Below are 10559 nucleotides of genomic sequence, written 5' to 3' on the forward strand. Positions count from 1 at the left end.
CCGCAGGCGACGCGACCGCAGGGAGCGCCCTTTACTCGGCTCCCGCAATCCCGACACTGACCAAGAAGCGGGCGGCCAACCCGTCGCTTCACAAGATCCGCAAGTGGCAGCTCAGGGCGGCAAGTTGACCCCCAGCAGTTGTCATCGCCGCACCCGACCCAAGAACCCCGCCCACCTCCGAAGTCACGTACAACCTTTACGCACCACCACAGGTCTCCTGATCGCCAACCACCCGTGAAACCAGGGACAACTCCCGGCAAACACGGATGGTCCGCACCCCATCGACGCGGATGCCCGCCACGCATCCCCCGCATGCCGCAGGAGAACCCCGCATGCACCAGAAGCATCACCCGCACCTGCGCCTCGCCCTCGCGACGGCCGCCGCGGCCGCGCTCACGGGCGGTCTGCTCACGCTCTCGGCGACGACGGCCACCGCCGCCGACTCGTTCAAGGTCGCGAAGGCCGACTTCAACGGCGACGGATTCGGCGACGTCGTGGCCTCGGCCCCCGGCGCCTACGTCAGCGGCCACGCCAACGCCGGCCAGATAGTCGCGCTGTACGGCAGCGCCACCGGCGTGACCTCGGCCAAGCGTTCGGTCATCAGCCAGAACTCCGGCACCGTGCCCGGCACGGCCGAGGCCGGCGACTGGTTCAGCGGCGCGACGGCGTACGCCGACTTCAACGGCGACGGGTACGACGACCTCGCCGTGGGCTCGCCGAGCGAAAAGGTCGGCACCGACACCGACGGCGGCGCCCTCGCGATCCTGTGGGGCTCGGCGAGCGGCCTCACCGGCAAGAGCAGCGACGTACCGGACCCGGCCGTCTCCTCGCACGACTACTGGGGCCTGTCCCTGGCGGCCGGCGACTTCGACGGCGACGGCAAGGCGGACCTGGCGGTGGGCAGTTCGGCCGCCACCCTCTATGTCTACAAGGGCGGTTTCAGCAGCTCCACCGGCCAGCCCGGCGGCCGTTACACCGTCAAGCCCCCGATCCAGCCCGGCAGTTCCGGCTTCCCGTACGGCCCGGAGCAGCTCACCGCCGGTGACGTGAACGGCGACGGCCGTACCGACCTGGTGGTCGACGGCTACGAGACGCAGACCGACAACGGCTGGAACACCAACTACTACCTGCCCGGCAGCGCGACCGGCCTGAGTGTCACGGGCGTCAAGACCCTCAAGCCCGGCATCGTCACCGGCATCGGCGACATCAACGGCGACGGCTACGGCGACATCGTCACCGGCGCCGACTGGGACGCGACCACCAGCAGCGGCCAGACCATCCCCGACGCCGCGAACGGCGGCAAGGCCAGCATCACCTACGGTTCCGCGTCCGGCCCGGCCTCGACCACCGGCATCACCCAGAACACCGGGAACGTACCCGGCAGTTCGGAGAAGGGCGACGGCTTCGGCTGGGACCTGGACCTGGGTGACGTCAACGGCGACGGCTACCAGGACCTCGTGGTCTCCACCCCGGCGGAGGACCTCGGCAGCGTCTCCAACGCCGGCATGGTCACCGTCATGTACGGCTCCGCGAGCGGCATCAACACCTCCACCGGCCTCCAGTCCTTCGCCCAGAGCACGGCGGGTGTCCCCGGAACGGACGAGAAGAACGACCTGTTCGGCGAGGACGTCAAGCTCGACGACGTCAACGGCGACGGCAAGGCGGACCTGATCATCGGCCAGGCCGAGGACGGCGGCGACGGAGCGGTGACCTACCTGCCCTCCACCGGCACGAAGATCGGTACGACCGGCTCCCGCGCCCTCTCCGTGACCTCGGTGGGCGTCTCCACCTCGGGCACGGCCCAGTTCGGCTCCCTCTTCGCCGACTAGGACCCGCCCCGGCCTGCGCTTCTTCTCCGCCGGGCCCGTGCCGACCGTCCACCACGGCCGGCCCGGGCCCGGCCCCTGTCACCCCCTCAGGGCTCCCACCGGACTCCCCTTAGGGGATGTCACAGCTCGGCAGCAAAGCCCCGTCCGAAACCTCCGGCCCGACACGTGTCTCCGTGGAACCAGGTACGTTCGATGACGTGGCTGGATTCAGGATCGGACGCGGCGGCCGGGACGGCAGGGCTCCGCAAGCGCGCCCTCAACAACCTCCGTACGGGCAGCAGGCACCCCCGGCGCCGCAGGGACAGCCGTACGGCTACCCCGCGGCACCGCAGCCGTACCCGCAGCAGCGACCGCAGTACGGAAGCCCCGCGGGCGGCGGCCGGCAGTGGTCCCAGGGGAACGGTGGCAACGGCGCCTACGGCGACGAGCCCGAGTACTTCGGCGACGGCGGCGGGTACGGACAGGGCGCCCACCCGGGCACCCCGGACCCGTACGCGGCGAACAACCCGGGCAGCACCCAGGCCTTCGCCGTAGGGGAGGACCCGTACACCCAGGGCGGTACGTACCGCGCGGGCTCGGCCCAGGCCCCCACCGGCCCGGTAGGCCCCCGCCTGCACTGGAAGGACCTGCTGAGAGGCATCGTCCTCGCCCCCCAGCAGACCTTCCTCCAGATGCGGGACTACACGATGTGGGGCCCCGCCCTGATCGTGACGTTCCTCTACGGCCTGCTCGCGGTCTTCGGCTTCGACGGCGCCCGCGCGGACGCGATAAGCGCCACCCTGGCGAACGCGGTCCCGATCGTCCTGATCACGGCCGTGGCGATGGTGCTGTCGTCCTTCGTCCTGGGCGTGGTCACCCACACCCTGGCCCGCCAGCTCGGCGGCGACGGGGCCTGGCAGCCCACGGTCGGCCTCTCCATGCTGATCATGTCCCTCACGGACGCCCCCCGCCTGGTCTTCGCCATGTTCTTCGGCGGCAACGCGACCTTCGTCCAGGCCCTCGGCTGGGCCACCTGGGTGGCGGCCGGCGCCCTCCTCACGATGATGGTCAGCCGCTCCCACGACCTCCCCTGGCCGAAGGCCCTGGGCGCATCGGCGATCCAGCTCATCGCCCTGCTGTCGATCGTGAAACTGGGCACGTTCTAGAGGCTCTCCGCTACGACAGTTCTTCTCTTCCGCTACGACGACGAAGGGCTCCCGGCGCGCGCCGGGAGCCCTTCGTCGTCGTAGGAGATGCTGCCGCCGCCGCTCAGGCGTCGAGGACCTGGCCGGTGCGCCGCACGACCGGGGGTTCGACGGACCAGGGACCCCACCACCACACGTCCGCCGTCACGACTTGCTCTGATGGACACCCGGGCGTCGTGGCTGACTGTCGTCGTCTAAGGCTGAGGAGTTCCAGGGCCCAGTCTCCGTCCAGGGTGCTCCGGACCGAAGAAGTCGTGCCATTCGCGTGCCAGATCCTGCGGGGAAACACGGGGAACAGCGGGGACTTGCGCGAGTGTGTCCGGAGTTCCAACACCGCTCCACCGCAGATCAATCCGGCAACTGCCGCCCGAAGACCCGAGCTTCCCGAGCTCAGTGTGCGGACGGTGCTGACGCAGACGATGCCCTCCGATACGGTCCCGAGCCATGACGGATGGCAGCGGTGTGCCGGAGAAGGTGGCGTGGATCCTGGTTCGGGACGACCGGGTATTGGTGACGCGTAGTCACGGCAGAGATCGCTTCTACTTCCCGGGCGGTCATCGTGAGCCAGGCGAGTCCGACGACGAGACCCTGGTGCGGGAGATCGACGAGGAACTGCGGGCGACGATCGACCCCGGTTCCATGGTGCACTTCGGCACGTTCGAGATCGACGAGGGCCATCCGGATCACGATCCCTTCCGGATGATCTGCTACACCGCCGATCACCGCGGGGAGCTGATCCCGTCGAGGGAGATCGCCGAGAAGGCATGGTTCCGCTACGCCGACCGGGTCCGAGTCTCGGCCGTCGACGAGATGGCCTTCGACGCGCTGCACGAGGCCGGGCAGCTTTCCTGATCGTGTGACCTCGGCCTGGCGGCCTATACGGTCGCGGAAGCCGTCACACCGTTCACGCAGGTCAACGCTTGAACCGTCCTCAAATGCCCGCAGCTTCCCAAGCTCAGGGTGGAGCGCGAAGACGCCCAGGAGCCAGTGTGTAGGGCATGGGGCATCTCGACTGTGTTTCCCGTGCCCGTGGCGCACTCGAAAACCCAGCTGGACTCAGCTCTGCGTACTGCCGTCGATGAGTTCGCGGATGACGTCCGCGTGGCCGCTGTGTTGGGCGTATTCCCTGATCACGTGCATCACGATGCACCGCACGTCGAGATCCCCGAATCGGTGGTGCGTGCAGACATCGTCCAGTGAAACCGCGGCGAAGATCTCGCGGCTGCGCTCACAGGCGGCCAGGTAGCGCGCGACGTCCTCGGACAGTGTCGCGCCGTCGTCCAACAGGAAGTCACCGTCCCTGCGCTTCGGCCAACCGAAGGGCACGGGTTCCTCGCTCTGGCCGATGACGGCAACAAACCAGATGAACTCGACCTTGGTGAGATGCCGTACCAGTCCGTGCAGGGTGGTGAGGGACGGAACGACACGCTGGGCAGCCTGTTCCTCGAAAGGGCTCTTCTTGTGGTCTACGGAGTAACCGCAGTTCCGACCGCTTCCCTGTTCGGCTTCGCCGCTTCCCCCGACCTACGTACCGGAGGCAACACACTCCAAAGTGCCCAGCCACCAGCGGAGCGCCTCGTGCTGGAGTTGCCCCCTGCCAGGACGACTGTCGACGTCGACATAGGCGAAGTGCGTGCATGGAACCACGAGCCGTGGATATGGGTGGACTTGACGGCACCCAGTCAGGCCGAAGACTGAGCGTGCCCCCGGCGTGGCCGATCGAGCGGGACCTCGCGGGGAACCACACCGGGGGAATCCGGAAATCGGTTGTTCCTGCGGCATGTCCATGCGAAAAGGTGTGGGCATGATACGACCCGCGCGTGCGCTGCTCCCCCTTTTCCTGCTGCCAGTTCTCCTCACGGGATGCGACGCTGACAAGAACGGTGGAACGGCCGCCGCCAGCGCCGACCTCGACGCCGCCGCGCGCGTCTGGGGCGTGGCGCCGGAACTCGTCTATGTCACCAAGGTCTCCGGCTACACCGTGTTCCAGGCGTCAGTCGGCGAGTACGAGAACGAGTTCGCCGCCGCGTATCTGTCCGAGAAGGGTTCCACCAAGTTCGGCCTCTTCGCAGGTCACGGCAGTCTGACAGCGGAGAGCTGCCCCAAGCAGCCGCTGGGCGAGGTGACGGACAAGCCGGTCACCTGTGAGCACGACGGCGACGCCTGGTACCGCACAGCAGGTGAAAGCCACGAATACGCGGTGCCCATCGACGCCGTGGTGGTTCATCTGATCGCGGACGCGGACAAGGTCGACCGCGCCGTTCTGCGTAAGGCGGCCGAGGCGATCCACCGCCCGGACGACACCGACTTGGCAGCGCTCCTGCCGGCCACCGACGGTGCGGACACATGAGAGAAGGGGCCAGGTCTCCGCGCTTGCCGCCATTCCCCGGCCGAGTTGGCCGGGTTGGCTGGGGTGGCTGGGTTGGCTGGGTTGGCTGGACCAGGAGTAGAAGCCTCGGCCGTATTCGTCCCGAGTCAGACCGAAGTCGTGAGGAGATGCCGACAGTCGACACCCAAGGCGGGGAATCCCCAAGTCACGCCCGCAACCGCCCAACCTCGCTCCTAGAGCGGCGGCTTCCTGACCAGCGGCAGCGGCCAGCCGGCACAGGCCACCAGTACGCTGCCGTCCTCGGTGAGGAAGAGCAGGGTGGTCCATGTCCGATCGGCAGCATCGATCAGCCCTGTGCGCACAGGCCGACCATGTTCGCGGACGAGCTGCACTGCTCGTTCCAGCGCAAGAGGTTCGAGTCGGTGCAGCCGCATGCGCCGAAGACGGCGATTGAAGACTCCGGCATGCTGGCCTGCGGGTTGTGCCCGATCCGCCACCCAGTAGGTAGCGCCGCTGCGGAGGGTGGCCAGAGCGATCACGGACGCCTCGTCGTCAGCGGCCAACAGCGATTCCAGCACACGCCGTTCCATGATCACCCCCGCCGGGATCCTGCAGTACAGCAGCCAGGTACCGGAACCCCAGCAATCGCCCGCGTATCGGGACAGCAAGAGAGTCCCTCGCCGATCCAGCGAGGGACTCTCTCAGGGAGCCGGAGAAGGTGCAGGTCAGAGCGCTTCTTTCGACGGCGTGACCGGCTCGCCCGACTTACGTACTACAGGCAGCACACTCCAGGGGAAGTTGATCCACTCGTCGGTGCGCTTCCACACGTACTCGCACTTCACCAGCGACTGCGACTTCTCGTAGACGACCGCGCTGCGGACCTCGGCGACGGTGTCGAGGCAGAAGTCGCGGACCAGTTTGAGGGTCTTGCCGGTGTCGGCGACGTCGTCGGTGATCAGGACCTTCTTGGAGGAGAAGTCGATGGCGTTCGGAATGGGGGCGAGCATGACCGGCATGTCGAGAGTGGTGCCGACGCCCGTGTAGAACTCGACGTTCACGAGGCTGATGTTCTTGCAGTCGAGGGCGTAGGCGAGGCCGCCGGCGACGAAGACTCCGCCGCGGGCGATGCTGAGGATGACGTCGGGCTCGTAGCCGTCGTCGGCGATGGTCTGCGCGAGTTCGCGCACGGCGACGCCGAACGCCTCGTAGGTCAGGTTCTCCCGCACACCGGCCACGGTCACACCTGCGTCCGGTGGAAGTTGAGGAAGGAACGGGAGGCGGTCGGGCCGCGCTGGCCCTGGTAGCGGGAGCCGTAGCGCTCGCTGCCGTAGGGGAACTCGGCCGACGAGCTGAGCTGGAACATGCAAAGCTGGCCGATCTTCATGCCCGGCCAGAGCTTGATCGGAAGGGTGGCGAGATTCGACAGCTCCAGCGTCACGTGGCCGGAGAAACCGGGGTCGATGAACCCGGCGGTGGAGTGCGTGACGAGCCCGAGCCGGCCGAGGGAGGACTTCCCTTCGAGGCGCGAGGCGAGATCGTCGGGGAGGGTCACGACCTCGTAGGTCGAGGCGAGCACGAACTCGCCGGGGTGGAGGATGAACGGCTCGTCGCCCTCCGGCTCCACCAGCCGCGTCAGATCCGCCTGTTCGACGGACGGGTCGATGTGGGGGTAGCGGTGGTTCTCGAACACCCGGAAGTAGCGGTCGAGGCGCACGTCGACACTCGACGGCTGCACCATGGATTCGTCGTAGGGATCGATCCGGACGCGCCCGGCGTCGATCTCGGCCCGGATGTCCTTGTCTGAGAGAAGCACGCCCCGAGGATACGCAAGACGCGCGGACCGACCACAACCGGACGGACCCGCGCGCCTGCGACTACTGCGGTACTGCTGCTACCAGTGCTGTATCAGCTGCTACTTCTGCTGCTTTTCTACTGCTTCTCCAAGGTCACCAGCACCACACTGCGGAGCCGGGCACACCGTGGACACCTCACGAGCCGGCCGGGGCCGAGCCGCTCCGCCTGCTGCATCGGGAACGAAGCGGTACTGAACACGTGCCCATCGGCACATCGGACGACGGTGCGCTCCATCAAGTCCATGAGTCCCTTCCCCAAGAGCCGCGCCCGACTGCTGCTCGCCGGACGCCAAATGCCACATTACGGGATGAAAGGAACGACTCTCCAGGCGGCACTCCGGTCCCACCCAGACCCTCTTCCACGCCTCCACCGTACGCCCCAACTCCGGCCCACCGCAGCCCCGTCCGCCCTACGGAACGCAGCCGCACCTCCACGGCTTCAGCGCCGGGGACCTGACATGCGGTACAGTGACGGGGCGTTCCGACACCGGTTCAACCGGCGTTTTTCGCGGGTGTAGTTTAGTGGTAGAACATCAGCTTCCCAAGCTGAGAGTGCGAGTTCGATTCTCGTCACCCGCTCCATATGAAACCCCCAGGTCGATGACCCGGGGGTTCTTTGTTGTCTAGACCAGTGGGCGGGTTGCGCACCACAACCGCACCACAAGGGCGCTGCTAGCTGCCGGTGGGCTCCTCCTTGTGGTGCGCGCTGCTGTCGTTGTGGTTCTTCGCACGTTCGGCGCGGACCATGTCGTCGAGCCCGGCGGCCAGGTCGCGCTGCCGCTCCTCGTCGGAGTGCTGATAGATGAGCGCGGCTTTCTCGGAGGACTGGCCGGCGCGGACCATCGTGTCCTTGAGGGTGGCACCCGAGCGGGTCGAGAGTGTGTGTCCGGTGTGGCGAAGGTCGTAGAAGCGGAAGCCGTCCGGGAGGCCGACGACAGTGCGGGCCCGACGCCACTTCCGGCCGAAGGAGGTGCGGCGGAAGGGGGCTCCTTTCTCGCCGACGAAGAGCAACCCGTCCGGCTCCTTCTCGGCGAACCACGCAAGGTGTTGCTTCACGTCCTTGTGGAGGAAGGCCGGGAGTACGACAGCCCGGACACCGGCATCGGACTTGGTCTCGCCGGGAGCGCGTTTGCCGTTGGTGCGTTCTGGCTCGGCGACGCGGACGCGGATCACCAGATTGTCCGGGTCGACGTCCCGGCGGCGGAGGCCAGCCAGTTCCTCCGGGCGCATCGGGCCGTAGGCGCCGAGGTAGACCATGAGGCGCCAGCGGATACCGATCGCGTTGGCGAGGGAGTCGACCTGGGCGACGGTGGCGATACGGCGTTCGGCGGCGGACTCTTTGCCCGCGCCTTTGATCCGGCACGGGTTGCGGCTGATCAGGTCGTCGTCGACGGCCGTCTCAAGGATGCCTTTGAGGAGGCGGTACGCCTTGGCGACAGTCGTCTTGGCTTTGGTGGTGCGGAGACGCTCGGCACGCCATTCACGGACGCGGGGCGCGGTGATCTCGTCCAGGTCGAGCGTGCCGAAGGTCGGGAGGATGTAGAGCCGGAGAAGGTGCTTGTACAGGTCCTCTGTGCGCACGGCCAGCTCTCGCTCCTCGACCCACTTCTCGGCGTAGACACGGAAGTTGACCTCTCCGGCGTCGGGGGCGCGCCAGTCCCCTCGGGTGAGGTCTGCCTCTACCTGGGACAGCCAGATCTCGGCATCCGCCTTGGTCTCGAAGGTCTCGTCGGCGCGGATGCGTTCGTTGTCAGGGCCGAGGTACGACGCGGTCCAGCGGCCGGAGCGGTACTGCCGCACGGCGCCGAAGCGGCGTCTCCTTCCTTTCTTGTTGGCCATCAGGCGACCCTCCGCAGGCTGGTGCGACGGAGCCGGATCGGCTCCACCGTGCGGGACTGGATGAACTCTTCGACCGCACTCACCGGGATGCGGACGTGCCGGCCGACCTTCACGTACCGGATGCGTCGCTCCTCGATCAGCCGCCGGGGGAAGCGGGCGGTGGTGCCGAGCAGTTCGGCGACCTGGTCGACGGACAGGTAGCGGTCGGTCACTTGGTCGGTTCTCCTTCCGTTCCGGGGGCGGGTTCGAGGGACTCGGACAGCCAGGCTTCGGTGTCAGAGAGGCCGGTTCCGGCGAAGACCCAGTGCGCGAGTACGTACGTGGTGTTGGTGGTGGGGCCGTTGGCGGGTGTGGCTTGTGCTCGGCGCCATTCGGCTCGGGCGTTGCGGAGGGCGCCGAGGGTGGTGGAGTAGCGGCGGGATTTGGTGGAGAAGTGGCCGCGGAAGCCGAGCATGTGGGCCCAGGCGCGCAGGCGGAGGTGTTCCAGGCTCTTGCGGGCGCCGAGGGTCCAGGCGGTGCGGATGAGGCGGCGGGCGTGGTCGCTGATGTCGAGGTGGGCGAGTTCGGCGGCGAACTTGAGGGGGCGGTCGAGAGCTCCGGTCGCGGTTTCGGCGCCCTTGGTGGCGTACTTGGCGATGTAGGCGGCGACGGCTCGTTCGGTGAGTTCCTGGCCGTCGTTGAAGTCGGCGGATCGGATGGTGCGGACGTCGAGTTGGCGGCCGAAGGTGAAGGTGTGGGTGCGGTCGTTGATGGTTGGGCCGTCGACCTGGACCTTGGGTGCGGCGGCGCGGATGGCGTCGGTGAGCAGGTCGGCGGTGGCCCAAGGTGGGGGTGGGGTGTCGCCGCCGGTGGGGCCGTCGATGCGGATGACGGCGTGGAAGTGGACGGCTCCGCGCTTCTGGTACTCGGCGACCTTCGCGAAGGACACGCGCGCGTGTTCGCGGAATCGGCGTTGGGAGAGGCCTGCGCGCTTGGCGACTTCCCGGCGCAGGTAGATGGAGAAGCGGCGCCAGAGGGGACCGGCGTGGGCGTTCCAGAGGACGGCGGCTTGGTAGTCGTAGGTGTCCGGGTTGAGTGGGGTGCCGAGGGTGTCGTCGTCCTGGTCGTGGTGGGTGCCGCAGCGGCAGGGGCGGCCGTCGGTGCGGCGGTTGTGGACCGGGCCGAAGCCGGGTGCGGTGAAGGTGGCGAAGACGCGGGGGTGGGTGGCCACGTGTTCGGGAGTGCCCTTGCCGCCGCGCAATCCTGCGGTGATCAGGTGGAAGGTGTCGCGGCGGTAGACCTCGGAGCAGGCCGCACAGCGGGTGGTGCGGCGGTTGTTGCAGCGGACGAGGAGTTGGCCGACCGGGAGGGTCGATGAGTTGAGGTGGTGGAGGACGGGGCCGATCTCTCCGGTGGTGGGGTCGACGTCGTATTCGGTGCGGTGGCCGTCGAGGCGGATGGGGTTGGTGCAGCCGCCGAGGCCGGAGAGTTGGCGGAGGATACCCGGGAGGGTGCCTTGCGCGGCCAGGTTCGCTAGTTCGGGGAG

General features: G+C 68.0%; 10 protein-coding genes, 1 tRNA gene and 1 pseudogene. 5 read left to right on the forward strand and 7 right to left on the reverse strand.

The annotated features are described in order from the left end of the window. Nucleotides 1-332 precede the first annotated feature (332 nt). The 3 genes from AC31A1_RS37425 to AC31A1_RS37435 all read left to right on the forward strand — a co-directional run bounded on the left by AC31A1_RS37425 (nt 333) and on the right by AC31A1_RS37435 (nt 3865). Nucleotides 333-1829: an FG-GAP and VCBS repeat-containing protein gene (locus AC31A1_RS37425; RefSeq protein WP_489657568.1), complete on the forward strand. Its 1497-nt coding sequence runs from the start codon at nt 333-335 to the stop codon at nt 1827-1829. Nucleotides 1830-1945: 116 nt separating this feature from the next. Further along, nucleotides 1946-2974 (forward strand): Yip1 family protein, encoded by a 1029-nt coding sequence (locus AC31A1_RS37430; RefSeq protein ID WP_489657569.1) that lies wholly within the window; start codon nt 1946-1948, stop codon nt 2972-2974. 483 nt (nt 2975-3457) lie between these two features. After that, complete coding sequence (locus tag AC31A1_RS37435) at nt 3458-3865, forward strand: NUDIX hydrolase (protein ID WP_489657570.1); 408 nt, start codon at nt 3458-3460, stop codon at nt 3863-3865. 204 nt (nt 3866-4069) lie between these two features. Here the strand turns inward: AC31A1_RS37435 and AC31A1_RS37440 are convergent. Continuing rightward, nucleotides 4070-4447, reverse strand: a pseudogene (locus tag AC31A1_RS37440) (DinB family protein); the annotation flags it as partial. Nucleotides 4448-4817: 370 nt separating this feature from the next. Between AC31A1_RS37440 and AC31A1_RS37445 the strand changes: the two are divergent. After that, complete coding sequence (locus AC31A1_RS37445; protein WP_489657571.1) at nt 4818-5363, forward strand: hypothetical protein; 546 nt, start codon at nt 4818-4820, stop codon at nt 5361-5363. A 212-nt stretch (nt 5364-5575) separates the two neighbouring features. On the opposite strand, the gene AC31A1_RS37450 is transcribed toward AC31A1_RS37445, so the two are convergent. The 3 genes from AC31A1_RS37450 to dcd form a co-directional block, all read right to left on the reverse strand. After that, on the reverse strand, nt 5576-5920 hold the full coding sequence (locus AC31A1_RS37450; protein WP_489657572.1) for a hypothetical protein: 345 nt from the start codon (nt 5918-5920) through the stop codon (nt 5576-5578). A 147-nt stretch (nt 5921-6067) separates the two neighbouring features. Further along, the gene (locus AC31A1_RS37455; RefSeq protein WP_489657573.1) at nt 6068-6577 is read right to left on the reverse strand and encodes a phosphoribosyltransferase; all 510 of its coding nucleotides are present in this window, start codon (nt 6575-6577) and stop codon (nt 6068-6070) included. A 2-nt stretch (nt 6578-6579) separates the two neighbouring features. Continuing rightward, nucleotides 6580-7155, reverse strand: a complete 576-nt coding sequence (gene dcd, locus AC31A1_RS37460; RefSeq protein ID WP_393750991.1) for a dCTP deaminase — start codon at nt 7153-7155, stop codon at nt 6580-6582. Nucleotides 7156-7703: 548 nt separating this feature from the next. On the opposite strand from dcd, the gene AC31A1_RS37465 reads away from it, so the two are divergent. After that, nucleotides 7704-7777 (forward strand) — tRNA-Gly (locus AC31A1_RS37465). A 90-nt stretch (nt 7778-7867) separates the two neighbouring features. Here AC31A1_RS37465 and AC31A1_RS37470 read toward each other — a convergent pair. The 3 genes from AC31A1_RS37470 to AC31A1_RS37480 are packed head-to-tail and all read right to left on the reverse strand — an operon-like array spanning nt 7868 to nt 10541. Further along, entirely contained in the window at nt 7868-9034 is a 1167-nt protein-coding gene (locus tag AC31A1_RS37470; protein WP_489657574.1) for a tyrosine-type recombinase/integrase, read from the reverse strand. Beyond that, nucleotides 9034-9246 carry an excisionase family DNA-binding protein gene (locus tag AC31A1_RS37475; protein ID WP_362985575.1) on the reverse strand — a complete coding sequence of 71 codons (213 nt, stop codon included), beginning with the start codon at nt 9244-9246 and terminating at the stop codon, nt 9034-9036. Before AC31A1_RS37475 ends, AC31A1_RS37470 begins: the two co-directional genes overlap by 1 nt. Next, the gene (locus tag AC31A1_RS37480) at nt 9243-10541 is read right to left on the reverse strand and encodes a replication initiator (RefSeq protein WP_489657575.1); all 1299 of its coding nucleotides are present in this window, start codon (nt 10539-10541) and stop codon (nt 9243-9245) included. Before AC31A1_RS37480 ends, AC31A1_RS37475 begins: the two co-directional genes overlap by 4 nt. Nucleotides 10542-10559: the final 18 nt, after the last annotated feature.

The organism is Streptomyces sp. P5F9 (assembly GCF_057961495.1).

Excerpts from the sequence above, each read along its gene's own strand:
- AC31A1_RS37425 (WP_489657568.1), top strand. The coding sequence starts at position 333 with ATGCACCAGAAGCATCACCCGCACCTGCGCCTCGCCCTCGCGACGGCC.
- AC31A1_RS37430 (WP_489657569.1), top strand. The coding sequence starts at position 1,946 with ATGTCACAGCTCGGCAGCAAAGCCCCGTCCGAAACCTCCGGCCCGACA.
- AC31A1_RS37435 (WP_489657570.1), top strand. The coding sequence starts at position 3,458 with ATGACGGATGGCAGCGGTGTGCCGGAGAAGGTGGCGTGGATCCTGGTT.
- AC31A1_RS37445 (WP_489657571.1), top strand. The coding sequence starts at position 4,818 with ATGATACGACCCGCGCGTGCGCTGCTCCCCCTTTTCCTGCTGCCAGTT.
- AC31A1_RS37470 (WP_489657574.1), bottom strand. The coding sequence starts at position 9,034 with ATGGCCAACAAGAAAGGAAGGAGACGCCGCTTCGGCGCCGTGCGGCAG.